This is a genomic window from Paenibacillus sp. Aloe-11, from assembly GCF_000245715.1.
Taxonomy (GTDB): domain Bacteria; phylum Bacillota; class Bacilli; order Paenibacillales; family Paenibacillaceae; genus Paenibacillus; species Paenibacillus kribbensis.
On record NZ_JH601045.1, the window covers coordinates 43,061 to 68,860 of the forward strand.

Annotated in this window: 26 protein-coding genes; 18 read left to right on the top strand and 8 right to left on the bottom strand. The window is 45.6% G+C overall.

What is annotated here, in order from left to right:
- Positions 1–2,552: DUF5695 domain-containing protein (locus WG8_RS03540; protein WP_007428715.1), on the bottom strand; the 2,552-nt coding region annotated here is incomplete at its 3' end.
- A gap of 168 nt (positions 2,553–2,720) precedes the next feature.
- On the opposite strand from WG8_RS03540, the gene WG8_RS03545 reads away from it, so the two are divergent.
- A complete protein-coding gene (locus tag WG8_RS03545) occupies positions 2,721–3,359 on the top strand; it encodes a pentapeptide repeat-containing protein (RefSeq protein ID WP_043890750.1) in 639 nt (212 codons plus the stop codon).
- A gap of 24 nt (positions 3,360–3,383) precedes the next feature.
- On the opposite strand, the gene WG8_RS03550 is transcribed toward WG8_RS03545, so the two are convergent.
- The 3 genes from WG8_RS03550 to pdxR form a co-directional block, all read right to left on the bottom strand.
- Positions 3,384–3,974, bottom strand: a complete 591-nt coding sequence (locus WG8_RS03550) for a DUF421 domain-containing protein (protein WP_043890751.1) — start codon at positions 3,972–3,974, stop codon at positions 3,384–3,386.
- Between the two features lie 115 nt (positions 3,975–4,089).
- Positions 4,090–4,581, bottom strand: a complete 492-nt coding sequence (locus tag WG8_RS03555) for a hypothetical protein (RefSeq protein WP_007428717.1) — start codon at positions 4,579–4,581, stop codon at positions 4,090–4,092.
- A 194-nt stretch (positions 4,582–4,775) separates the two neighbouring features.
- Positions 4,776–6,302, bottom strand: coding sequence for a MocR-like pyridoxine biosynthesis transcription factor PdxR (gene pdxR, locus WG8_RS03560; protein WP_007428718.1), 1,527 nt, complete (start codon positions 6,300–6,302; stop codon positions 4,776–4,778).
- A 114-nt stretch (positions 6,303–6,416) separates the two neighbouring features.
- Between pdxR and WG8_RS03565 the strand changes: the two genes are divergently transcribed.
- The 8 genes from WG8_RS03565 to WG8_RS03595 all read left to right on the top strand — a co-directional run bounded on the left by WG8_RS03565 (position 6,417) and on the right by WG8_RS03595 (position 14,062).
- Entirely contained in the window at positions 6,417–7,028 is a 612-nt protein-coding gene (locus WG8_RS03565; protein WP_007428719.1) for a pyridoxamine 5'-phosphate oxidase family protein, read from the top strand.
- A gap of 164 nt (positions 7,029–7,192) precedes the next feature.
- Entirely contained in the window at positions 7,193–7,777 is a 585-nt protein-coding gene (locus tag WG8_RS03570; protein ID WP_007428720.1) for a TetR/AcrR family transcriptional regulator, read from the top strand.
- Positions 7,778–7,889: 112 nt separating this feature from the next.
- Positions 7,890–7,991 carry a hypothetical protein gene (locus WG8_RS27845; RefSeq protein WP_007428721.1) on the top strand — a complete coding sequence of 34 codons (102 nt, stop codon included), beginning with the start codon at positions 7,890–7,892 and terminating at the stop codon, positions 7,989–7,991.
- A gap of 357 nt (positions 7,992–8,348) precedes the next feature.
- Entirely contained in the window at positions 8,349–8,804 is a 456-nt protein-coding gene (locus tag WG8_RS03575; RefSeq protein ID WP_007428723.1) for a MerR family transcriptional regulator, read from the top strand.
- A 40-nt stretch (positions 8,805–8,844) separates the two neighbouring features.
- On the top strand, positions 8,845–10,074 hold the full coding sequence (locus WG8_RS03580) for an MFS transporter (protein WP_007428724.1): 1,230 nt from the start codon (positions 8,845–8,847) through the stop codon (positions 10,072–10,074).
- 88 nt (positions 10,075–10,162) lie between these two features.
- Positions 10,163–11,581, top strand: a complete 1,419-nt coding sequence (locus WG8_RS03585) for an aldehyde dehydrogenase family protein (RefSeq protein WP_007428725.1) — start codon at positions 10,163–10,165, stop codon at positions 11,579–11,581.
- Positions 11,582–11,980: 399 nt separating this feature from the next.
- Positions 11,981–12,547, top strand: coding sequence for an NAD(P)H-dependent oxidoreductase (locus WG8_RS03590; RefSeq protein ID WP_007428726.1), 567 nt, complete (start codon positions 11,981–11,983; stop codon positions 12,545–12,547).
- Positions 12,548–13,072: 525 nt separating this feature from the next.
- Entirely contained in the window at positions 13,073–14,062 is a 990-nt protein-coding gene (locus tag WG8_RS03595) for a D-isomer specific 2-hydroxyacid dehydrogenase family protein (RefSeq protein WP_007428727.1), read from the top strand.
- 104 nt (positions 14,063–14,166) lie between these two features.
- Here the strand turns inward: WG8_RS03595 and WG8_RS03600 are convergent, their stop codons facing one another.
- Positions 14,167–15,192, bottom strand: a complete 1,026-nt coding sequence (locus WG8_RS03600) for a LacI family DNA-binding transcriptional regulator (protein WP_007428728.1) — start codon at positions 15,190–15,192, stop codon at positions 14,167–14,169.
- Positions 15,193–15,844: 652 nt separating this feature from the next.
- Between WG8_RS03600 and leuB the strand changes: the two genes are divergently transcribed.
- The 5 genes from leuB to WG8_RS03625 all read left to right on the top strand — a co-directional run bounded on the left by leuB (position 15,845) and on the right by WG8_RS03625 (position 21,279).
- Positions 15,845–16,945 carry a 3-isopropylmalate dehydrogenase gene (leuB, locus tag WG8_RS03605; RefSeq protein ID WP_007428729.1) on the top strand — a complete coding sequence of 367 codons (1,101 nt, stop codon included), beginning with the start codon at positions 15,845–15,847 and terminating at the stop codon, positions 16,943–16,945.
- Position 16,946: 1 nt separating this feature from the next.
- Complete coding sequence (locus WG8_RS03610) at positions 16,947–18,092, top strand: aconitase family protein (RefSeq protein ID WP_007428730.1); 1,146 nt, start codon at positions 16,947–16,949, stop codon at positions 18,090–18,092.
- Between the two features lie 15 nt (positions 18,093–18,107).
- Positions 18,108–18,605: a LeuD/DmdB family oxidoreductase small subunit gene (locus tag WG8_RS03615; RefSeq protein ID WP_007428731.1), complete on the top strand. Its 498-nt coding sequence runs from the start codon at positions 18,108–18,110 to the stop codon at positions 18,603–18,605.
- Positions 18,606–18,623: 18 nt separating this feature from the next.
- Positions 18,624–19,883: a 3-isopropylmalate dehydratase large subunit gene (locus tag WG8_RS03620; RefSeq protein WP_007428732.1), complete on the top strand. Its 1,260-nt coding sequence runs from the start codon at positions 18,624–18,626 to the stop codon at positions 19,881–19,883.
- 109 nt (positions 19,884–19,992) lie between these two features.
- The gene (locus WG8_RS03625; protein ID WP_007428733.1) at positions 19,993–21,279 is read left to right on the top strand and encodes a 2-hydroxycarboxylate transporter family protein; all 1,287 of its coding nucleotides are present in this window, start codon (positions 19,993–19,995) and stop codon (positions 21,277–21,279) included.
- 260 nt (positions 21,280–21,539) lie between these two features.
- Here WG8_RS03625 and WG8_RS03630 read toward each other — a convergent pair whose 3' ends face one another.
- From WG8_RS03630 to WG8_RS03640, 3 genes are all read right to left on the bottom strand, one after another.
- The gene (locus WG8_RS03630; protein ID WP_007428734.1) at positions 21,540–22,004 is read right to left on the bottom strand and encodes an AbrB/MazE/SpoVT family DNA-binding domain-containing protein; all 465 of its coding nucleotides are present in this window, start codon (positions 22,002–22,004) and stop codon (positions 21,540–21,542) included.
- A 277-nt stretch (positions 22,005–22,281) separates the two neighbouring features.
- Positions 22,282–22,722: a hypothetical protein gene (locus WG8_RS03635; RefSeq protein WP_007428735.1), complete on the bottom strand. Its 441-nt coding sequence runs from the start codon at positions 22,720–22,722 to the stop codon at positions 22,282–22,284.
- 89 nt (positions 22,723–22,811) lie between these two features.
- Positions 22,812–23,291, bottom strand: coding sequence for a GAF domain-containing protein (locus WG8_RS03640; RefSeq protein WP_007428736.1), 480 nt, complete (start codon positions 23,289–23,291; stop codon positions 22,812–22,814).
- A gap of 255 nt (positions 23,292–23,546) precedes the next feature.
- Here WG8_RS03640 and WG8_RS03645 point away from each other — a divergent pair, with 255 nt between their 5' ends.
- From WG8_RS03645 to WG8_RS27850, 4 genes are all read left to right on the top strand, one after another.
- Positions 23,547–24,143, top strand: coding sequence for a GNAT family N-acetyltransferase (locus tag WG8_RS03645; protein WP_007428737.1), 597 nt, complete (start codon positions 23,547–23,549; stop codon positions 24,141–24,143).
- Positions 24,127–24,885, top strand: coding sequence for an energy-coupling factor transporter transmembrane component T family protein (locus WG8_RS03650; RefSeq protein WP_007428738.1), 759 nt, complete (start codon positions 24,127–24,129; stop codon positions 24,883–24,885). The genes WG8_RS03645 and WG8_RS03650 overlap by 17 nt, the downstream gene beginning before the upstream one ends.
- A 157-nt stretch (positions 24,886–25,042) precedes the next feature.
- The gene (locus tag WG8_RS03655; protein ID WP_007428739.1) at positions 25,043–25,630 is read left to right on the top strand and encodes an ECF transporter S component; all 588 of its coding nucleotides are present in this window, start codon (positions 25,043–25,045) and stop codon (positions 25,628–25,630) included.
- 103 nt (positions 25,631–25,733) lie between these two features.
- Positions 25,734–25,800, top strand: a 67-nt coding sequence (locus WG8_RS27850) for an ATP-binding cassette domain-containing protein (protein WP_232289044.1), incomplete at its 3' end; no start/stop codon positions are given.

A 25,800-nucleotide genomic window follows, 5' to 3' on the forward strand; every position in this document is an offset into this window, starting at 1 on the left:
CTGACGGTGGCTGCCAAGCCGTTAACAGCCGTGACAGAGCCGGTTTTCGTGCCGTCTACGAGCACGTCATACGTACCTGCCGCGAGTCCGGTCATCGTCACAACCGTAGTATGCGCTGTGCCTGGTGTCGTATTTTTCAACGTCAAGCGGACGTTGTTTTTGGACTTGGACACGATAGCCAGGCTATATTGGTCCCGGTTCAGCTCCAGACTCAGCTTTTGGGTGATCAGATGCAGACGTTGAAATACGCCGTCCTTTGGAGTAACCGTATAGCTGTTATTGCTTTCGGTAACGTCGCAGCCATAGCCGAACAAGCCGAATATCGGATCGACAGCTACATCCGAGCTTAGCACTTTAATGGCTCCAAACAGCCCCAGATCCGCTTCGCCGGACATGCCGCGCCATCCGTTAAAGAGGGGGCCGCCGTCCAGACCAAGAGCGCCGTAATTGCCCTTGCCCGCCTGATACGTCCACGCTACCGCCCCGATATTGGCAGGATCAGAGCTGATCTGTCCTGAGTTAATCGCCCCAATGTTCGCCAGCTTGGCGGCATACGATAGACGCTGGTCCACTTCGGGCTTGGACGAATAACGGCGTGTCCAATCGTCCATCGCATAGCCCGCCAGCGAGGTGGTGTACTGGAAGTTCCACCAATTCTCCCCGGTGATGGTGACTGGATCGGCGTAATAGTACCAGACAGGCATATGACCGCGGGCTGCGCGTGTTTTGGCATTGATTTTGCTCATCATCGTCGTGTTGCTGTTCATTTTGGCGAGTGTATATACCGCTTCTTCGCCTGTATTGTCGTAATTGTACTCGGAGCCGTAGGGATAGGTGGTATTTTTGAAATTGTTGTATTTGGTAGCCATTTTGGCAATCAGGTCGTTGGCCTCGCTGGTCAAGCCTTCTTCTTGAAGCGCTTTAATAATATCCGGTGTGGTCAGCTCACCCATGAGTCCGGTGTTCCAGTTATAAGCGACAGGACCTTCATATAATGCCTTGAAAATACGATACGCACGCAGTAAATACGTGTTCTTGCTGTTACGGTAGCTGATCAGGTTGGGATATAGCTTGGCGAGCTTATACATACTGAAAAACGTGTTGTAAATATGCGGATAGGCATAGCCGCGGTATGTCGGTGTCGTATTAGGCTGCGGCATCAGGAAATCAGGAACCAGATAATCGGTGTGATGACCTTCCATCAGATTCGTCCAGATGGCCACCTCCAGATAATCATCGACCGCCTTGATCTCAGATGCCACGGGCTTCTGCACATTTTTCTCCGCCAGAAACTGACCGTGTGTCAAACCCCAATCATCACCCCAGCCCCAGTAGCCTGCAAAGCTGTTGCGCTTGGCCTTATACTGCATCATCCAATCGTCAAACACCTTGTCCCGCAGGTCGCCCGGCACATTCCATTGTGTGCTGTTGACCATGAAAGTGGAGTGACGTTGGAGCGCAGCATCGACAGGCTCAATGGCATAGAACTGAAGGACCGTTTTTTCGCCGTTGCCGTAGCTCACAGTTATATTGTTGTGTCCCAGTCGACCGAGCGTAAGTTCATATATTTTATGGTTTGTAGGGGCTGTTTCCAGATAGCTGATCGTGGTTTCGGACGGGTATTGTGCGGTAACAGAGGTGATGGATTTGCTAGTATGCAGGTCAAATTTCGCTTTGAGATTGGTGGGGACAATCATGCCTGGAACGACAGTCACGTCCACATGGCCCTCACTGTACAGTCTGTCCTTCACGGCCTGCTCGTCCGCTACCTTAAAAAACTTAAAGGCGTATGTTTTGCTTTCGCCCGGAGCCAGCGACAGACTGGTGCTCCCGAGATAACCGCGGTTGGTGCTCTTAATAACATTGGAGTGAATATAAAATACATTCAGTCCCTCGGCCCAGCCGCCTTGGTCCATCGCCCATGTGCTGCCAGGATGCTCCTCGACTCTCCAGTGGTCCTGATATTCGAGACCCGAGCCTGTAGAGGCATCCGGGATAAGCAGTAAATACGGCCCGATGCCGCTAGGCCGTGCAGCGGTAATAAAGGAGCTGTTATGGCCTACAAAGGAGTGGGAGAGCACTCTTGTTTCATAGATTTGTTCGTTATTGCCGCCGGACCAAAATTCATTGAAGGGAAGCGGCAGCCCCCAATCTCCGATTTCCAGCGTTTGATTAGAGGTGTTGGTTACTTTCATTTGCCAATGCAAATAGTCATTAACCAACGAATACGTTTCGAGTAAAGTAAAATTGCGTATTCCCTGAGCATTTGACGAATTTTGATAAGTCACCTGAACACTGTTGCCGGAAGAGGTGATCTTGCGAGCATCAGCAGAATTGCTTGTCCATGCCCGCGTCCATGCTCCGTTACCAAGACGGTAAGTGAACATAAGCTCACCCAGCCACTGGTGGTCTGACGTATTTTGATTAGGTGCGTTCGAGCCGTTCATAACATAATTCGTATTGAATGTGTCTCCTACCAGACGTAAGGAAGAGATATCCCCGTAATCTCCGACCGAGATGGAGAATACTTGATTAGATAGCTGTACTGCCATGCTACCAACCTCCTTGAAAAGGTTTGTGAGAGCATACTCATACTCACAACTTTAATATATGTAGGAGAAATACTTTTGTAACCTTATATGTGGAGATTGATAGAAAATAGATTCATATGTGCTACACTTATACTATGATTAACCATGCATTTTAAGAGATGAGGTATTATGAAAATGAAATTGGAGTTACCGAAGATTCCTGTGGATTTACCCGTACTAAATGAAGAAATGTACTCTTTACGCTCCAAAGACGAGCTTGGTACGGGGGCCGTAGAGGATATGATTTTGGATCATATGGATGTGGTTAAGGTTTCATTGGATAAGATGACCTTTAAAAATGTAACCATCATGGAATCGTCATTGCCGGAAAGTGAATGGACAGATGTCATCTTTGATAAATGTGATCTGTCTAATGTTAATCTGTCCGGGTCCTTTATTCACCGGGTGGAGTTCAGAAATTGCAAATTGCTGGGCACTGACTTTTCCAGAAGCAGGCTCCAAAACGTTCGTTTTCTGGATTGCTTAGGGGATTATTCGATGTTTCGGTTTTCCAATTTCAAGCAGGTTGGTTTTGAGGACTGTTCATTGGTAAGCGCCGATCTTTATCATCTGACGCTGCAGAAAACCTTTTTTACCCGCTGTAATCTGGATCAGGCGATGCTGTCGGGGTCCAAGCTCAAAGGGATTGATTTGAGCGATTGTGAGTTTGAGGGACTGCAGGTGGATATCGAAGACCTGAACGGTTGCATGATCTCGCCGCATCAAGCTTCGTCTTTTGTAGGGCTGCTGGGGCTAGTCATTAAATAAGGGGACTAACACTGCCTCATATGCCTATTTGTTAATAAAAAGGGAACCATCTTTTTGAATCTCTGCATAAAAGACTTCTTGTATTGTCTGGATTCCATGTTTCTTTAATTCGTCATGCACCCATTTTTCCGTTAAGTTCAGTTCTATTAGATTCTTTTTTACGATCTTACCGTCTGAAATGATTTCTGAAGGAAGATAAGTAAAAGTTGAGGTTGGTATGTTCATGTCTTCTTTGGTAACCGTTTGCTTAAGCTTCTTTTTTAAAACACTAAATTGCCCATCAGGTTCCAGAATTGCATAATGAACTTCTTGAAAACTGAAGACATCCTTCTTTCGATGCATCATACTAAGGTCATCAAGATTGAGGTGGGTTCTTTGAAGTGCTTTCTTAAGTATTTTCCCTTCCTTTATGAGAATGGTAGGTTGCCCATCAAACAGGACTCGGGCTTTGCTTGATTTCAGGCCAATATATCCGATAAAAATTGTGAGAATTACCCACCAGACTAAACTAATGAGTCCATTAAAAAAAGGCGTCTCACTATTGCCAACAATATCCGCTGCGATTGAACCGATAGTGATCCCTGTACCAGTATTGTCTTTACAAATGCTGGTCATACATCACGAGATTTAAAAGTTCCGGCGGGGATGCTTTCTATAGCACTAGAGAAAGAAAAGAAGACGTTCTGGTTGGAACAGAACCTCTTCTTTTAGGTATGTAATGCAAATAGACTTAGTCAATTGAAACAATTTGCCACGTTCCATCTTTATCTTTATCAAAATAGAAGGTATACCGTTTATCGGGTGAATCTCCTTCTTCTTTATTAAGCCGTTCGCCTACAACGGGTATTAATATCCGACCATTTTCTTTTACAGCTTTGGCAATACTGGTGAACTTTACGGGCTGATCCAGGAGATAATCGTACTCTGTTTTGACCGTTGGGCTGAGCGCAGCATGGAATTGATCCAAATCTTTTGAAACAAAGGCCGCGATGGCTGCTTTGAGTTTTGTTATCATGCCATCTTCAATCAAAGGGTCTTTCACTTCATCCCACTTGATCTCGTCCAGGCTTTGCAGGATGATTGCTTGACTGGCTTCTACTGATTCTGGAGCTGCTGGAGCTTTTCCCTCGGGAGATGAAACTGTTGTTCCCTGATTTCCACAACCAGCCATAACACTCGCAGAAAGTATAAGAATAGATATTATTTTAGCAGGCTTATTCATGTGTCTTAACACATCCTTTCTCTTTATCTAACAAATATGATGTTCAAAAAAGCTACAACGATTTTATAATAATATACCATATTTTTTATGTTATGTAAAAAAACGAAGGTGTCACTGAATTGACACCTTCGTTTCATCGTCAATCCTAGCATGGGTATTGATAGGAGGTTGGCGAGCGCCTTTTAAAGCTTCTGCTACACTGCGTGATATTGATGTTTGATACTGTCCCAAGCCTGGCGCAGACGCTTAGCGCCTTCAATAATCTGCTGCTCTGTTAAATGGGCAAAGTTAAAGCAGGCTGCTGGAGGACCTGGGGTCAGCTGGTAATCGGCGGCATCCCGCCATGTGACTCCGTAATCATGTGCTGTCCGCATCAAATGATGGTATGGAGCATGCTCATGCTTCCAGATGGCATAGGCATGCAGCCCGCAATCGCTCTGCTGCCAGTAAAACAGTTCGCTCAATTGCTGCATTTCGCGCTGGAACACGTCGTAGCGCGATCTGTATATGCGGGTCATCCGCCGCAAATGGCGAGCATAGTCGCCGCGCATCATAAAACGTGCCAGTGCCCGTTGCTCCAAACGGGCAGGCGGCAGGGGGTCATATAGCCGCTTGGCAGCTGTCAGCGCTTGAGCCAGTGCAGCAGGCAGGATCGCAAACCCGAGTCGAAGACTGCTGAACATGCTTTTGGAAAAGGAACCGACATAGATTACGCAATCTGCGCGATCCAATGCTTTTAAAGGCTCAATGGGTCGTCCGGCCCAGCGGAATTCGCTGTCATAATCGTCTTCGATAATCCAGGCACTACGGGATACCGCCCACTGCAAAATCTGCTGACGCCGTGCCAGTGGCAAAACTGCGCCGGTCGGGAACTGTCGTCCCGGCGTAACAAACAGTAGCCTGGAATCCCAATCCTGCGGAATAATTCCTTGCTGATCCAGCTCGGCTGCCTGAATCTGTCCGCCCGAGGCTGTAACAGCACGATGGATACCGGAATAACAGGGATTTTCCAATATAATGTGATCCTGTTCATCAATAAGCAGTTGGCATAACAGCGTGATCACTTCCATGGAGCCGCTGCATAAAACGACTTGGTCCGGGTGGGCCGTAATCCCGCGTGTTCTGCCAACATGATGGCAAATCGCTTCACGCAGCCATTCATCGCCATTCACCGACACAGTCGCCGAGTCAGACAAAGGCTTTTGCAGGTCTTTGCCAGCGGCAGCCATGGCACTTTTCCATGCGAGCTGTGAGCTGCCCTCTAATACGACTTCTCCTGCCTGAAAAGAAATCAAGGACTGCTGCGTATCGTCTCGATCCGCAGCAAAAGCAGGAGATGACAATAACTCCCGTTCCCTTTCCAACTGCATGATTCGTTGTCCCCAGGCTGACAGAGCGGGGGCTTTTTGCTTTGCAACAGGTGGATTCTGGTTCTGCTGGCCGATTGGAAATGGGTCCGACTGCATCGCTGCCTGCTCAATAACAAAGGTTCCTCTGCCTACCGTCGATTCTACATACCCTTCTGCCAACAGCATATCGTATGCTTCGGCAACACTGCCACGCGAAATTCCATACATCACAGCCAGATCACGACTGGAGGGCAGGCGCGTACCGCCGGCAAGGGAACCGTTAAGAATCCCGTCCCGGAGAGCATGATACAATGCCAAATATTTATGATGATATTTTTGAATAGCACGCTGGTAAGCAACTGTAATATCCATACCCAACTCCTTCAATTGGACTATTTATTTTCGTTCGAATTGGCTCTTTTGATTAATCCATTTTCAACATAATCTGAAATGTATCGTTAGTCAATAGAAGGAAGGGGAGTAATTATGAGAAGAAAAGAATTTACAGTGGCAGAAGAAGAGGAAATAGAGCAATTTCTGAGTGAGGTCAGCTTCGGATTTTTAGGTCTGAACAGCGAGGATGGTTTTCCGCGTGTGGTTCCCTTGAATTTTGCTTACGGAAATGGTGTTTTTTATATTCATGGCAGCCGTGTTGGAGAAAAGATGGAACGGATGAAGGAGGACAACCGGGTCACATTTTCCGCCGCCAAGGAGTATGCGCTGATTCCGTCCTATTTTACGGACGAGCATATGGCATGCCCGGCGACTGCCTTTTTTAAAAGCGTTACCGTGCGTGGTCATGCTGAACTTGTAGTTGATCTGGAAGAAAAGGCAGCGGCATTTTCCATTTTCATGAGCAAGCTGCAACCGGAAGGCGGCTATGACACGATTGATGCCAGTGATCCTCGGTATGCTTCACGTCTGAAAGGGGTCGCTCTGATCAAAATCGTACCGGATGAATGGACTGCCAAGTTCAAATTCGGCCAAAATGTCAAAGGTCAGGAGCGTCAGCAGATTGTGGATGGCTTGCAAAAACGGGGGCTGGATGATGATCTGGCAACGATTGAAATGATGCGCAAATATTGTCCTCATCACTAACTACATTCCCGCTCTCGTTCATCGTCTAATGGGTTAATTATACTTTAGACCTTCTGTGGTAGGACTTTTGAAGGACGGGTATATATCATTCTCAAGCCCGTTGTTCTTACTGCAAAGGAACCTTATAATACGATAGATTTATGGAGTAAGGGGGCAAGACCGTGATGAGAGCGGGAATCAGAAGTCGGGAAAGTCGACGGTTGTTACTGGAAGCGGGGGCTGAAGAGTTCGCTCAGACGGGTTTTTATCAGACAAAGGTAAGTTCAATTGCGGCACGTGCAGGATTAACGCAGCCGGATTTTTATATTCATTTTGAAAGCAAGGAACAGATTTATGAGGAGCTTGTCGAGAGCTTCCGTGCTTTGGTGAACGAGACGACGCAAAGCATGAAGGTGGAGCCGGACCAGAGTAAAGCTGAAATTTTGAACCGGGGACAGGTATTTCTGGAAGCTATTTTTCGTATGTTGTCCAATAATCCTGCGATGACCCGGGTTGGGTTTTATCAGGCGGCTGACTCGGTCCGAATTAAGGCGGAGATGGCTGAGCATATCAAAAAGCATTTGCAGGCGGCACAGCGCTGGGGTTCTTGCCGTGAGGAGCTGAACCCTGAATTGACAGCAGAATGTGTCATCGGCTTGATTGAACGGTTGACGCTAACCCAATTGCTGCCTGGACGCGAAAGTCCATCTGTACTTGCCAAACAGGCACGAGACCTGCTGTATAACGGTATGCTGGCATCCGAAGGATAACGGAGCTACAGCATAAGGGTCTATATTTGGGCGATCGGCGCGGCATTTGTCCCTATCATGGATGATAGCACATGCATAAGATGCCTTGTAAACCATGAAGGGAGGAATCACCATGTCTGGAATGGGCGCTGGTTATGGAGCTTTTACATCTATGGGAGCGATTCTGGTACTTTTCATTTTGCTTGTTATTATCACAAAAGCATTTTTCATCTGATTCTTAGCTCAAGAATTTAAATTTGGGCGAATTGCTGTAATCAATGGAGAGGAGGAATTTGAGATGGGTGAAGTAGATAGAGGTTGTGGCTGTGGTGGTTACAACATGTGGACTTCCACTGGTGTTATTCTGGTTCTCTTCATTTTGCTGGTTATCATCACTCGTACCTTCTTCATCTAATGCTGTATTCATGGGCTTGAGCGCCGATGCCTCGGGTCTGTGACCATATAAAGCCATATAAGCCGGACCAGAACCGCCTTGAACAGAGGCGGTTTTTTTGTCTTTCTAAGTTAACGTTGACGTTAACGTTATATAGGCGTAATATTTATATATAAACTTTTTCATAAGGTGGGTGTCATGGTTACGTATAAAATTGATGAGGTCGCCAAGCAAAGTGGTCTGACAAAGCGAACCATTCGTTACTATGAGGAAATCGGTTTGTTGCCCTCCCCGCAGCGCAGCGAAGGTAATATGAGGCTGTATACGCAGGAGGATGTGGATTTACTTAGAAAAATAGTGAGCGCCAAGGAAGTGCTTGGTTTCTCCTTGCAAGAGCTGCAGCGCTACATGTCCGCAGCGGAGATGCTCAAGGGTCAACGAGAGGAATATCGCGAGCGTACGGATCATCTGCAACCTGCTGAGCGCCGGGCCATGCTGGTGGATATGGAGGTCACCCTGAACGAACAATTGGAAATGATGGAGGGGAAAATCAACAGCATCCGCCTGCTCCAGACTGAGCTGGAGGATCTGCGGGTCAGGGTTCGTGAACGGAAGGCTCTGCTGGATGAGGAGCTTGGCAGCGACCCGTCATAACGAGGAATATGTACAATTAGATATGGAGGTCACATCATTCATGAGTTTTGAACACAGTTTACATGGTGAGTTAAAAATCCCTGATGAGTTGAAAAAACAGTCAGGCTTGCTGTCTCAGCCCAAAGCCGTCTGGGCGGTTGCTTTTGCCTGTGTTATTTCATTTATGGGTTTGGGCTTGGTCGATCCGATTCTTCCGGCCATTGCCGATCAGCTTCATGCCACTAAAAGCCAGGTGTCGCTGCTGTTCACCAGCTATAATCTGGTGACCGGTGTTGCGATGCTGATTACGGGCGTCGTGTCCAGTCGACTGGGTGTCAAATGGACGCTGCTGACCGGGATTTTGTTTATTATTGTATTTGCCGGACTGGGCGGCACCGCCAATACGGTAGGCGGAATTGTGGGCTACCGGGCAGGCTGGGGGCTGGGGAATGCCCTGTTTATTGCAACAGCGCTGTCTGCGATTGTGGGTCTGTCCACCTCGGGAACAGCCAAAGCCATTATTTTATATGAGGCTGCACTGGGTCTTGGGATTTCTGTTGGCCCCTTGCTGGGCGGTGAGTTAGGCTCCATTTCCTGGCGCGGTCCGTTTTTTGGTGTTGCTGTCCTGATGGTTGTAGGATTTTTGTTCATTACGTTTATGCTGCCTTCGATTCCGAAGCCTAACAAGCGCGGGTCGCTTGCCGATCCGTTCAAAGCGCTTAGTTATCCGGCCTTGTTCACGCTCGGTATTGTAGCGTTGTTATATAATTTTGGATTTTTTACGTTGATGGCTTATTCTCCATATGTCATGCATTTGGATGAGCATGGTTTGGGTTATGTGTTTTTTGGCTGGGGGATTATGCTGGCCTTCACCTCGGTGTTTGTAGCACCAAAGATTCAAGCGCGCTTTAGCGTGGTATCTTCCATTAGTAGCATGCTGACGCTGTTTGCCATTGATTTAGGCGTTATGGCGGTCGGGACGGTGGCAGGTTCGCCAGCAACGGTCATTGTCGCGGTGATTGCGGCGGGTGTTTTTCTGGGGATCAACAATACATTGATTACAACCGCTGTGATGCAGGCCGCTCCGGTAGAGCGCTCGACAGCATCTGCGGCATACAGCTTTATGCGCTTTTTGGGCGGTGCGATCTCGCCGTGGCTTGCCGGGAAGCTGTCAGAGTGGTACACAGCAGAAACTCCGTTTTATTTTGGTGCATTGATGGTATTGATGGGTGTAGCAGTGCTGATCGTACGCCGTCGACATATGCAAAATATTCAGGTCGATGTACACTAAGACTGAGCCTCTGAGGAGGAAAGAGTATGAGCGAATACAAACATATTCTGGTCACGATTGATGGCTCAGAACACAGGAGGACATAAGCATGAGGCAGCATTTATTTATTGGTGGTGAATGGAAAGCAGCTCAAGCGTATACGACATTAAAATCACCGTATTCCGGGGAGGCTATTGCTGAGGTAGCAGAGGCGACAGCAGAGGATGCCCATGCTGCCATTCAGGCTGCATCTGACGCACGCGCCGGGATGCGGGCCATGCCAGCACATCAGCGCTCAGCCATTTTGGAAAAGCTGGCTGACCTGCTGGAGGAGCGGCGTGATGAGGCTGCGCTTATCATTGCCCGCGAAGCGTCCAAGCCATGGAAGGCTGCGCTGGCAGAGGTTGACCGGACGGTGCAGACCTACAAGTATGCAGCCGAAGAAGCCAAGCGGATTCACGGGGAAACGATCCCGCTGGATGCCGCACCGGGCGGCGAGGGCCGTATGGCCTATACGCTTAGGGAACCCGTCGGTGTGGTGGGGGCCATCACCCCCTTTAACTTCCCGATGAACCTGGTCGCCCACAAGGTTGGCCCTGCACTTGCGGCAGGTAATACGGTCGTATTGAAGCCTGCCGAGCAGACCCCGCTCTCGGCTTACCTGATCGCAGAGCTGCTGGAGCAGGCCGGATTGCCTGCCGGCGCGCTTAACGTGATCAGCGGTGACGGCAAAACCATCGGGGACGTGCTTGTCACCGATCCGCGCGTCGGCTATATCACCTTTACCGGAAGTCCGGCGGTGGGCACGGAAATTCGCTCCAAGGCTGGCTTGAAGCGGGTTACGCTGGAGCTGGGCTCCAACGCAGCGGTCATTATCGACCGTGACACCGATGTGGATGCGATCATCGACCGCTGTGTGAGCGGAGCGTTTGCCAATCAGGGACAGGTGTGCATCTCGATTCAACGTATTTACGTTGTTGATGAACTGTACGATACCTTTGTTGTCCGTTTTATCGAGACGACGCAGCGGCTGAAAGTCGGCGATCCGCTGGAGCCGGACACGGACGTATCCGCACTCATTTCAGCCAAGGATGTCCAACGTGTCCGTGAGTGGCTGGATGAAGCGGTTCAAGCAGGTGCCAGAATCGCTCTGGGGGGACAAGCCAAGGGCGCTATACTGGAGCCCACGGTTCTGCTGAATGTGGACCCGACTTCCAAAGTGTCCTGTCGCGAGGTGTTTGCCCCGCTGGTGCTGATTCACCCGGTGAGCTCTATAGATGAAGCTGTAAGCCATGTGAACCATTCGATTTATGGCTTGCAGGCAGGGATTTATACCCGTAATATCGTGACTGCACTGGATGCGGCGGACAAGCTTGAGGTTGGTGGTGTAGTGATCAATGACATTCCGAGCTTCCGTGTCGACCACATGCCGTATGGTGGTGTGAAGCAAAGCGGCACCGGACGCGAGGGCGTGAAATACGCCATGGAAGAAATGCTGGAGACCAAGCTGGTCATTATTAAAAGGTAAGCCGTTTCTTGCCATAAGGCAGCAGGCAGCCTTGTCTATGAAAAGACGTAAAAACGTAGATTATAAAGCCTGTCTGATGCAGATATAGAGCATGAGCTATACGTATGCCATCGCATTAGACAGGCTTTATTTCTCCTACCGCCAGCGTGATCGATGATACTGTCGTTTGCTCAGAGCGTGGTACCTGCTTTTATATAAAGTTGAACAAAGCACTTGCAAAGTGAAAAAGAATATAATATACTGAGGCCAATCAATTAGTGATTGATCAATCACTAACAAAATCTATTTGAACATTCAAAGAATAATAAATCTACAACGTAGTACAATCCATTTTTTTTATATTCATGTAATTGATCAATCACTAATTGATATGCTAATGCCAAAATGGAGGGGAAAACCATGAAACATCTTATTATTTATGCACACCCATCCCAAGAAAGCTTTAATCATGCGATTTTGACCACGGCGGTCGAGGGATTAAAGCAAAAAGGGCACGATGTCGTTGTTCGCGATCTCTATGCGATCGACTTTCAAGCTGTGGTCAGCAGCGGCGAGATCATTGGGGAAATCGGAGAAGACATTGTACGGGAGCAGGAATATTTGCAATGGGCAGAGGTGATCACCTTTATTTATCCTATTTGGTGGACGGGGATGCCAGCCATCATGAAGGGCTACATTGACCGCGTATTTTCCTATGGATTTGCATACAAATATGTCAATGGAGTGCAAATGGGACTGCTCAAGGGGAAAAAGGCGATTATCCTCAATACGCAAGGAAAGTCACATGCAGAATATGCCAGCATTGGCATGGATCAAGCGCTTCGCTTGACGTCAGACAAAGGAATATTCGAATATTGTGGCCTTGATGTCATGTATCATATATTCTTTGAGTCAGTGCTCCAATCGGATGAGAATACACGCAAGGCTTGGCTTCACCAAATTGCAGACATGGCCAGCAAAGCGTAACAAAAATAGGCTAAGGAGAAGAAGGCTTGCAATAGAGAGTCTTCTTTTTTTACTATTCTTAAATAAAATGTATTAAAACGTAATTTTTAAATATATGTGAACAAAACGAAATGCAGAATTTTGTAAGCGGCAATGGTGTTACCTCCATTGAAGTCGAAATATTACCGATGACAGTCGAAAATTTAGTTTCAATTAACGTTGTTAGGTGAACATATTAAGAATTTTTATAGAAAAAAAAGTGATAAATATCTATCGTGTTTATTCCTTTGGTTAGATTGAACAATGTATTACATAGTGTTAGAAGCATCACAGAAAAGTGCAAAACTTTCCTGTAGCATTGCTCGAAAATTCTTCTTTTTCGTTAGTGACTCTATTTTTTGAAGAAGAGAACTCTAAAAAATGAGAAGTGATCAGCGTTGTTTTCGATAGGAGGGGAAGAGAAAAATACAGTTTCATGGACTTTGTCAGCTAGCCCAAAACCATGTGATCTTGTGGATTGTGTTTTAATTTTTTAGGAGGATAACTATGAAAAAAATAGTAGCATATGCTGCACGGCCAGACGAAATGAATGCCTTTAAAAAATTCCAAAATGAATTGGATTTGGAGATTACGTATGTGAATCAAATTTTAGATGTTGAGAGTGCCAAACAGTCAGAAGGCTTTGAAGCTGTAACGATATTGGGCAGTAATACGGCTGATCGAGAAGTATTAAAAGCATTACATGATCATGGTGTAAAGTATCTTGCACTTCGTAGTTCCGGCTATAACAATGTGGATATGGCAGCAGCAAAGGAATATGGCATACGTTTCTCTAACGCGGTGTATGCTCCGAATAGCGTAGCCGATTATACAACGATGCTCATATTGATGAGTATTCGAAAAATGAAGCAAATCATGATTCGCAATACCGCTCAAGACTACACCGTGGCAGGAAATCAAGGGAAAGTCATCAAGGATCTTAAAATCGGTATTGTGGGAACAGGAAGAATCGGAGCCACTGTAGCAAGGAATTTATCCGGTTTTGGCTGTGAAATCCTTGGCTGCGATGTGTATGAGAATCAAGACCTTCTGGATATTCTGAGCTATGCCCCGCTGGAAGAGCTTTTTGAAACATGTGATGTCATTACCCTACATGCCCCGCTGTTGGATACGAACTATCACATGATCGACGACGCCGCAATTTCCAAGATGAAGGATGGGGTTGTTATCGTAAATTGCAGTCGGGGTGAGTTAATCGACACAAATGCATTAATTAGCCATATTGAAAGTGGTAAAGTGGGGGCTGCGGCTCTCGATGTGATTGAAGGGGAACTAAGTATTTTCCATCAGGATCACCGTCAAAATATATTATCCAATCATCAGTTTTCTATTTTGCAACAATTCCCGAATGTAATTGTGACTCCACATACAGCCTTTTATACAGACCAAGCTGTTAACGGTATGGTCGAGGTAGCGCTTCGTTCACTGATATCCTTTATGGATGAAGGCAAGAGCGACTGGGAAATAAAATTATAAAATCTTAAAAAAAGTCACCTTTCCGATGGAGCTGAGTAGTTTAGGCTACGTTCCAAACGGAAAGATGACTTTTTTTGTAATGCCACAAAATATAGACGAACAACTTATAGCATAAACGAATCCCTAATATATACCTCAGGCATGATTGTTTTATGTATGGGGGACAGCTTATCGTCTGTATTATCTTGATTCAAAGAATCGATAATTATAGAGATGGCTGTACCTGCAATCTTTTCGGAAGGCATATTGATGATGGTAATGGGAGGAGTCGAATACATGGTAGACTCGGGCCCGGTCAATCCAATGGAGAGCAATTCAATGTCCTCGGGAATTTTAACACCCATTTTATTGAATTGATAAATCATACTAAGAGCAATGGAATCCGATTCGCAAAAGAGTACTTTTGGCGGATGATCCATTTCACAATAGCGCTTGGCAGCGAGAATGCCACCCTCCGTCGAATTTGGGATTTCGATGATATGCTCTTTTTCGATGGTGATCCCGTTTTGAGCACATGCATTGAGAAAAGCCTTGGTTCTTAGACTGGCACCTACATACGGGTTGTTGGCAATGACGATACTTACCTGTTGATAGCCCTTTTTAGATAATAATTGCGCGCCTTTATTGGCGACATCGTTATGGTTTACAGAAACGGTAGAATACTTTTGGGATTCACGATTAATCAAGACGAGTGGAATTCGTGGGTTCAGCGACTCCAGATATTCCAAATCAGAGAGAGAGGTTGCGCCAATAATAACGCCATCATACGTGTTTTTGATAATTTCGTTAGCATCTTTGTCAATCTCATTATTTTGATAGGTGCGGATAACAAGCTCACACGAATAATTCATTTCATTCAGCTCAGACTGAATACCATGTAAAAAAGATGCTAGCATATTAGTCCGGTAATCTAATGGCCAATACAAGGCGATGATTGGTTTTGGGGTAGCCGTCGAGCGTAGTCTTCTTGCGCTTAAATTGGGGTGATAATTCAAGGCATTCATAGCTTCCATCACTTTATTATAGGTTCTTTGCGGTATTTTCCGCTCTTTGGCCTTCCCATTTATAACAATAGAAACGGTGGTCACTGACACATTGGCCAGGTTCGCGACATCTTTTATAGTTGCCATGGCTTCCTCCTTGAAGATACGTTAATATCGAAACAGTTGCTTAAATAACCGGGATATGTAGAAAAAGAATGACATCATGGAAAATGTTACCACAATCATATCGGCTCTTCAATCGATTCAGTCGTCTATAGAAAGTCAAAAACCGCTGCTAAGCTTCATTGACGATGGAACTGGGGCTTACATGTAGAATACAATATTCCAAATGAAAATGGAGATTGTTATTTATTTCTAAATACATAATTTGGTTATAAAAAGGTCTATATCTTGCATATGATATAGACCTTTTTATTTATTGTCAATGATTCGAAAAAACCGCAACAGAGCAGGGAGTGAGAGCTCTCTTCTGCAATGTTCCAAGAGGATGAGCCTCGGTGAAAAAAGGCACTTTAGAAGAGAGTTAAAAAGCTGAAATTTCAATCGATTTTTAAATAAAATTCTAATTATTGACATAAAAAAATTGAAGTTATAGTATGGGTATATCGTTAAACTAAAACGTTTGACTAAAACGTTAAACTTGGATGCTTGCAAAATTTGAACAGTATCGCACAATGTGTTCGGTTCGGTTGCTAAGGGAGATGAGAAACTAGCATATTGGATTTCATTCTGTGAAAGGTGAACATGTCCGTCATATCAGAAAGGTGCTGAGTAGGAAGTGAATTACAAGATAGCTGTTGTTGCCGGAGATGGAATAGGGCAGGAGATTATCACGGAGACCATGCGTGTGATGAATCAAGTTGGAAAGGTATTTGGGCATCAATTTCAATTTGAGGAATGTTGTGCCGCGACAGCTGCTGTTGAAAAGTTTGGAGATCCACTGCCTGAAGAGAGCTTGCGTCAATGCAAAGAAAGTGATGCGGTTCTACTGGGAAATATTTGGCTTGATACGTACTTAGACTTACCCAAAGAAAAAAGACCTAACTATGCATTGATAGCTTTACGAAAAAATCTGGCACTAAAAACAAATATTCGCCCTGCCTTTATACTTCCTTCCGTATCTGAGTTTTGCCCGCTTAAGGAGAGCGTAATTACAGATGGAATGGATATTTTAATGCTGCGTGACCTTGCAGGTGGCATGATTATGTCAGAAAAATACAGGGGCATGAATCATGACGGAAGAGAAGCATTTGATAAAGAATACTACAACGAAGAAATGATTAAAGTGACTGCTCGCAATGGCTTTGAGTTTGCGCGCCAAAGACGAAAGAAAGTGACCAGTCTTGACAAAGCCGTCATCTTGGAAAGTTCCAAACTGTGGAGAGAGATCGTAACGGAAGTTGGCTCAGAATACCCGGATGTGCAATTGGAGCATATGTATGTGGATGATGCTGCCAAGAAGATTATCGAGAATCCAAGTAACTTTGACGTCATCGTAACGACGAATGTGTTTGGCGATATTATTTCAGATGAGATAACAGCCCTTGTAGGGGCTACGAACCTGTTGCCTGCCGCAAGCCTTAACAGTAACGGCAAAGGGATCTTTGAAACGAATCAGCTTCATAATCACAATCGTGAGATTGTTGGAAAAAATATGGCCAATCCGATTGGTTCCATTCTTTCGGGGGCCATGATGCTAAGCTATTCGTTCCAGCTTGAACAGGAAGGGAAAATCATAGAAAAAGCTGTGGCCGATGTTCTTGCAGCAGGCTATGCGACACCAGATATTTATTCGCCTGGCAAAACCCTGGTAGGAACCAAAGAGCTAGGCACTAAAATTGCTGACCACATAGGACAGTTAAAAAAGGAGTTTATTTAGAATGGCAATGATCGAACATGTATTGTCAGCATCAGTAGGAAATGAAGTGACGATTAAACCCGACTATATTGTTCTGAACGATAGTTTGGATCTTGAACTTGTGAATACATTGAGTGAAATAAAAACATTAGCCAACAAAGATCAGCTCATTGTGATTCTGAATTACGATATTCCAGCAGGTAGCTTTACTTCGGCTGAGATTCAAAAGAAGCTTATACATTTTGCTCAGGAACATCATATTGAATTTGTACAGGCTGAAGGAATTGGTTACCATATCCTGCTTAACAAGTACGTCAAAGAAGGAGATGTAGTTGTTTCGACCGGTATGCATAATAGTATTTTTGGTTCGAAAGGTGCTTTGGGCCTGCATATTGAGTCTGAACAAATCATTGATGTTTGTGTTAAGGGTGAACTGACCCTGACCGTTCCTGAAACGGTGCATGTTGAGCTGAAGGGTTCACTTTCCCCGGCTTCTACCATGAAAGACTTTATGCTGACGTTCCTGGATGAAAGCACAAAGGAGAAATATGCTGGCAAAGTGATTGAATTTGTGGGTGAAGGGGTTCAGTCCCTAAACAACAAACAAAAAGTCGACCTTTGCTTGTTGGCAGCAAGATCAGGTGCAGTCAGCGCATTTATTCAGCTTAACCCTCAAGGAATTCATACAACGGATGTGTATGATTTGAGCACAGTTAAACCTGCAGTAGCCTTGCCAGGCTCCATTCATCAAACCCAATCCGTTAAAGCGCTCAAGGATACACCTGTTGCGGCATGCTTTATCGGGGGATGTACGGGCGGAAGTATTGAGGACCTGAGACAAGCTGCTGAAATTCTAAAAGACAAAAAGGTAGCTACCTATACACGCCTCACGATTAGCCCGGAGACTAACGAAGTTTACTTAAAGGCAATGGAAGAAGGACTCCTGGAAACGTTCATTGATAGTGGTGCTCAGATTATTAATCCTGGGTGTGCAAGTTGTTTGACCACATCGAAGGGTGTTGTGGGTAGAGGAGAAAATATGTTGTCAGCCAGCTGCTGGAACTTCGCCGGATGTAATGGGACCAAAGATTCTAACGTCTTTCTGGCATCGTCCGCCACGGTTGCCGCTGCTGCTCTAACTGGATATGTATGCGAAACGACTAAATAAAAAGGAGAACTATATATGGAAAAGAAATTTAGCGGGAAAGTGTGGAAGCTACCGGATGATGTAGATACAGATACGATTATCGCGGGTCGCCATGGTGTTATTTTGGATAAAAGAGAAATGGGTTCACACTGTTTGGAGACACTTCGTCCGGAATTTGCTTCAGAGGTTAAGCCGGGGGATATTTTGGTGGCGGGGAAAAATTTTGGCTGTGGTTCTTCCAGGGAAATGGCCGCTGAGGCCATCAATGTACATGGTGTGGAGTGTATTGTCGCAAAATCATTTGCAAGAATTTTCTTTAGAAATGCCATTAATAACGGCATGTTGTTGATTGAAAGCGAAGAAATTCCTGAAAGCTGTGAGGAAGGCGATATCTTGACGGTCGAAGTTAACCAAAAAGTAACCGTCAACGGCAAAGAGTTTGAAATTTCAAAATTGCCTGATAATTTGTTCGCGATTATTCAGGATGGTGGTCTGGTCAAAAATACAATCAAAAGAATGCAAAACAGCAAGTAGGGAAGGGAGAATACTCAGATGGGGTCCACATTAGCCGAAAAACTATTGATACACAATACGGGTGAAAAAAATATCAAGCCAGGCGACATTGTTATCGCCTACCCGGATCGATATATGATTCATGATATTTATACATCATTCCTAAAACGAGCCTTAAAAGATATGGGGGTTACGAAAGCTTTACATCCGGAAAAGGCAGTCATTGTGCTGGATCACCTGATGCCAACCAATCAGGCAGCCACAGATCCGGAGCATTTTAGAGACGGGCTTGAGCTTTGTGAAAAGCTGAATATCCAAAACCTTCATAAAGGAGAAGGGATTAGTCACTCCCTAATGCATGAACTGCGCTATGCCAAACCAGGTGATGTGGTAGTTGCCACAGATAGCCACACAACTACTTATGGGGGAGCTGCGTGCTTTTGTACAGGTATTGGTCACACCGAAATGGCGGCGGCGCTTGCTACAGGGGAAATATGGCTCAAGGTTCCATCAGCTATAAAAATTGTTATTGATGGTGAGTTCAAAAATGGCGTAAGCGCGAAGGATATTATCTTGAAAATCCTCGGAGATATCAAATCAGACGGGGGTCAGTATAAATCTCTCGAATTTACGGGTTCAGCCGTAAAAAGCATGAGTATGAACCAACGCTTCACAATCGCCAATATGTCTTTGGAAGCAGGCGCTAAATGCGGATTGTTTGAGGTGGATGAAAAAACGGCTGACTACTATGGTATGGATTATAGTGAAATTTCATGGCTTACAATGGATGAAGATGCCCAATATGAAAAAGTGCTTCATTATAACGTAAGTGAACTTGAGCCACAGCTATCCTGTCCGCAGGGTGTGGACAATGTCCATGGTATCTCGGCAGTAGAGGGGACCAAGCTGAATGAGGTTTACATCGGCTCCTGTACCAATGGCAGCATTGAGGATATGGCCGTCGCCGCAGAGATTTTGAAGGGGAAAAAGATTGCTAAATATCTGAAGCTCGTGATTATTCCAGCTACCAACAATGTGTTTAAAGAGTCTATGCGTCTAGGGTATATTAAAACCTTTATTGATGCTGGGGGAATGGTATCCCATCCATGTTGTGGCTTGTGTTGTGGACAACCCTATGGATTGCTAAGCGATGGTGAAGTCGTACTCGGAACAAATAATCGTAACTTTATTGGTAGAATGGGAACTAAAAAATCACTGATTTATCTTTCATCACCAGCCGTTGCTGCAACCTCTGCTTTGACAGGTGTCATTACGAATCCAGTCACTCATCAGGCTTGATACGGATAACCACGGAACCAGATATTATTGAAGCCGATTGTTTCAATGGTATCTGGGGATATTGCATGTGAAAAAAAACACGTAGTTGACAAACATTTAGGAGATACTCATGAACAAACAAATTAAAATAGCCGGATTTCCACTAAAATACTTTATTCCATTTGCTGCGATCGTATTAGTGGCCACCTATACAGGGCTTATCACCAACGACTTTGTGGGAACGTTTGCCTTCTTGCTCGTCATGGGGGGGATTTTTACATGGGTAGGCTCTATCATTCCTATCTTTAATACCTGGTTTGGAGGTCCCATACTGTTACCGTTGTTTGCCGGATCAGCGTTAGTATATTTTCACCTGGTGCCAGCTAATCTACAGACAAGTATTAAAGGCTTGATGGGTGGAGGACTGGGATTTCCGAATCTCTTTATTGCGGCCATTCTCATTGGCTCCATCTTGTGTATGAACCGAAAGACATTGTTGACCGTAACCATCAGGCTGTTACCTTGTATTATTGCTACACATATTTTTGCCTTCCTATTCCTCTACTTGGGATCGGTTATTACGGGAACCTCGCTATTAGATGGTATATTCATGGTAGGTCTCCCCAACTTTGCGGGTGGATCATCCGGTGCAATTGCAACCGTACCTGCGATGTATAGCTCCATTTTTGGTCAAGATGCCGGAACCTATTCGGGTCCTTTTCTAGTCTATATTAATGTTGCCAATATCGTCGCTGTTGTATTTGCCGGTCTGCTTAATAAGCTGGGAGAAGCCAAGCCATCGTTAACCGGGAATGGCAACCTTCTAATGAATAACGACGCTAATTTGAGTGAAAAAGAAGAGAAACGCCCTGCTTCCTCTGACGATTATAAAAAATTGGGTATGGGTTTGCTGATCTCGGTTGTTTTTATGGTAGCCGGCAGTATTCTGAACGGTATTGTTCCTCAGCTTAATCAAATCGCATGGGCAGCTATCCTTGTCATTATTGTCAAAGCGACTGGATTTTTGGATAACGAAGTATGTGATGCCAGTAACTTTTGGAATGTGTTCATGATCAAGAATTTCTTGCCGTTTTTGATTACAGGGATTGGTATTGCCTCGCTTGATCTATCCAAGTGCGGAGAATACTTTACGATTTCCAATCTGGTGATCATTTTCATGGGTGTTTTGGGATCACTGATTGGATCAATTATTGTGGGAAGATTGTTCAAGCTTTATCCGATTGATAGCGGTATCGCAGTTGGACTAAATGTATGCAACCTTGGAGGTACAGGCGCGATAGCTGTTCTTTCCACTTCCAACAGAATGGAAATGATGCCCTTTGCATCCATTGCCAATCGTGTCGGTGGGGCTATTATGCTGATTGAAATAAGCCTCTTGTTGCCACTGTTTTTATAAATACCCATTCCGTTGTATAGGTCTCAAATTCATTTTTGCGCAAAATCGTCCTTCTATTTTCATTATCACAAGATACAAAGAACCACCGGATACAGGATTTCGCCTGCAAAAGCTCCGGTGGTTCTTTATGCCCAGTATAGAATTCTCACCATGGACGTCCATGGTTTTTGTCGGTTAGCTATGGTGACGCGTATCACGGTTCAAAAGTAGCTGTACATGATGAATCTCTGATGTAGACTATGTAGGGTAGCAAGCTGTAGTTATAGCATTTTTTTGAGCTGGGATATACGGGCTTGGGAGACCTCAAGTATTTTGGCATATTCGTGCTGTGCTGCATTGGGGTGCTTGTGCATTAATTCCTTCAGGCTATTGAGCATCTGTTGTGTCGATCGGCGCAGACGTTTGGGCTCCCTGTCAGAGCGATCTCTGGTGGCTAAAGTAGATTTGGCTGGCCTTATCATGGGACTAAAATTCGTACCGTTCTTTAAGCTTTCAATACATTCCCCACAAATAAAGCTGTCTCTAAAATAAGTCAGCTGCTCTGTTGAACCACACATTTTGCATGTCACCCCCGTATATTTTCGTAGGGCGAGAACACCGGTTTCCTCATCTACAAAAATCTCAACAGGATCCCCCACATTGTAATCCATGGAAATTCGCATTTCTTTGGGGATGACGATACGGCCTAACGCATCTAGGGGACGTGTCATACCTGTACTTTTCAAATGATAACCTCCTTTTTTTATATCCTTATAATACTAAATGAAGAGGATGAAAAAGAATAGGCTTAGAGGAGCAATCGCATATATTAAGTAAATAATGGCGCCTGACGAAATCGAACGGATGAAGCACACAGCATATGCTTGCTAGGCAGCCGGTGGACAAGGCAGTGAGAAGAAGTATAAAAGGGATGGGCAGCAAGCCAATCCGATGGGCTGCTGTTCATCCCTTTAGTGCGTAGAGCAGCTTTACATGCTGTGTGTCGCTCTCATGCCTGGCTGGTTATTGTTTTCCATATTGTTGCATGTTACCACTGCCTGCATAATGCTGCCCAGTCATACCCATGTGTTGCGGAAAGCTTTGACCCATTTGGCTGCCTGTACCATACGAGGATGGCTGCATACTGCGGGAGGCGTAGTTAGCGCCAAATCCGGGCTGAGTCATTTGGCTGCTGGAACGGATCGTGTTTTCCAACTGATTACACAATTGAATGACTTGCTGGTATTGCTGCATAGCTTGTTGGTGGTGCTGGATTGCGGTTTGGATCATTTGAGCTGCATTACGTTCACGTTGCACCAGGCTTTCAAGACTGGATGCATTTTGTTGCTCTTGTTGCAGCAACTGCTGATACATGGCAGTTCCTTGTTGTGTTTGTTGTACCAATTGCTGCATAATTTGTTCACACTGATGAAGCTGTTGTTGTGGACCCATGGTGTTGTACATTGATCATTAATCTCCTTCGCCAGGTAGTTTTAGGTTTTAGAACCCTCATTTATTGTGGCGAAGGAAGACAATATATATGCACAATTTGGCTACAGGCTGGACACCAGAATAGACGTAAATTCCTCTAGGAATACACGATCTTCATGATCAAAACGGCCTTTTAGCGGGCTGTCAACGTCCAGCACTCCAATCAGTTTCTCGTTCTTGATCAGAGGAATAACGATTTCGCTATTGGAAGCAGCGTCACAGGCGATATGTCCTGGAAATGCATGCACATCGTCAATGACAAGCGTTCTCCGTTCTGCTGCGGCTGTACCGCATACGCCGCGTCCCAGTGGAATCCGTATACATGCAGGCAAGCCCTGGAAAGGACCAAGTACAAGCTCTGTGCCATCATAAAGATAGAAGCCGCTCCAGTTAACATCCGGCAGAAAATGACCTAGTAGCGCAGAAGCGTTTGCCAGATTGGCAATGGTATTGGATTCATCGTGAACAAGTGCCCGGAGTTGCCCGAGAACGGATTCGAATTGTTCCTGACGAGTGCCTTCGTAAGGGATAGCTTGAAACATGTAGAGTCCACGCTCCTAACATTGATTTTTACATAATATGTTGTATAAACCACTAAAAATAGGTAATTATTCAAGTGACTTTTACCATTGGTTAATTAATTTAAGATATAACGATTGTATACATTCAGTCAAGAGGAAATCCACCTGTAGCCTTTCCATCATCTCCGTACTTTAAAGAAGGTTGTGTTTGTTGGAGGTGTATGCTTAAATGTAGCGTATATTTGTTGTCATTTTAATCTGGAAGGATGATTGGACATGTGTGCATATGCATGCAAGGGGCATATACCACCGCTGGAAAGCCAGCGTCTTCGCCTGCGAAGAATGGAAACCACGGATGCTGCTATGATGTTCATGTGCTGGTCTGATCCGGAGGTTCGCCGTTATTTGAACCTTTCCGGCATGTCTGGACGTGAGGATGCAGAGGATATGATTGAGTTGTTGAATGAACTGGCGAAGACGGAGGATGCACTGCGCTGGGGGATCGAACTGAAGGAGAACGGGAAGCTGATTGGAAGCTGCGGGTTTAATTATTGGCAGACGGAGGGGGCTTATAAAGCTGAAATTGGCTATGAGCTGGCCAAGCCCTATTGGGGGCAGGGCTACATGACCGAGGCGCTTCGGTTGGTGCTGTCATTCGGGTATGACACGATACGGTTGAATCGGATGGAAGCATTGGTCGACCCGCGTAATACAGGCTCGCAAGCCTTGCTGTCCTCCATGGGCTGGACACAGGAAGGGCTGTTGCGGCAGATCCAGCATACATCTACAGGCTTTAAGGACATGCTCATGTATTCTTTACTGCATGAAGAGTGGCTCAGACTGGAGGCGAAACGAAATGCTGTTTCAGTATAACGGCGGGGCGTCGCTATTGCACAGGCTGGGGCCATTAAGTAAGCTGATATGGGTGGGGTGCTTTAGTCTGCTGTCGATGGCATGGGATTCGACCCTGCATGAAGCGGCGCTATTGGCTGTACTGATCGTTGTGGCCTGGCTAGGCGCAAGGTTGACCTTGGTACGCCAGCTTCGGGCGATGTCGTTCCTGATTGGTGTGGGTATTCCGTATTTTATATTGTCTATTCTAGCGATTCGAGAAGGACATACCGTGATGTCCTGGGGACCGATTGGGATTACAACAGAAGGATTGGATATCGCGGGGGCGTTGACACTGAGGATTTTTGTACTGTTTTTGGCTTCTTATATCTATCTCTCGACAACGGACCCCAGAGATTTTGTACAGGCCTTGAATCTGCGTTTGCGTGTTCCTTATCGGTTTGCGTTCGGCATTTCGGTGGCACTGACGTTTTTGCCTTTGCTGGAAGAGGAAGGACATACCATTATGGCGGCGCAACGGGTTCGTGGGCAGAAACCTCCACGAGGGCTGAGGAATCGATTAGCCTATTGGAGTGGATATGCGGCTGCAGTGCTGGTGAATGCAGTGAGACGGGTCCAGCAGACTGCGCTGGCAATGGAGGGAAAAGGGTTTGGGGCATATGCGGACCGTACCTATCTTCGCGAACTGGGCAATGACCGCTTCGGCTACATATGTGCTGTGGTTGCTGTAATAGCTACGGCTGTTTTATGGTGGAGCTTATAAACAACAACCTCTTTTTCGCTCATATTGTCAACTTTTGAATTAAATTTAGGTTGACAATATGGGTGCGGGTGAATACATTTATACAGTAGCAGCTTGTTTAGGAACCGGGGCTGTTACCTTAAACATGTAAATTATGAGAGGAGTTATGAAAATACATATGAAGGAATCTCGTGTTTTCGCAAAATTTACGACGCTGGATATCGTACTGATGGCGATGCTGGCGACGTTGAACGGCGTCATGACTGTTTATTTGTCGCTGGTTAACAAAACGTTAAACAGTCTGGGAGGACCTATCGCGACTTCCACTATTGTCGGACTGTATATGATATACGGTTTGCTGGCCTATTACATTATTCGCAAGCCGGGTACAGCGGTTATCGCTTATGCATTTGGCGCAGTGGTACAGTCCTTTATCGGCTCTGCTTACGGATTCGCTGCTATAATCGCGGCGGCTGTCTGCTATATGATCGTTGCTGAGCTGGTATTTGCCTTGTTGCGCTATCGACGCTGGAATTTGGCTTCGCTGATGCTGGCGGGTGGAGCTATGGTTCCGTTGTGGTTTATCGTGGCAGCCAATATGTTTGGTTATATGCATTGGGGCTGGAAGGTGCTGACGATCACACTGGTCGTGCGCATCCTCAGCGGTATTATCCTTTGTGGTCTGCTCACGAAAGTGCTGGGCGATGCCTTGAATCGCACGGGGCTGTTAAAACGGTTTGAACTGGGACGCTCTTCGCGTGCATAGCGATTATGATTCTGGATATAAAATAGCCGTGTCCTTGAAGGATTTTGGCTACTGTTATGATGATCAGGCGGAGTCGGCGTTACATGGCTTGACGCTGGACATTATGGTGGGTGAGCATGTAGCGATTGTCGGAGCCAGCGGAAGTGGGAAATCTACGCTGTGCCAGCTGC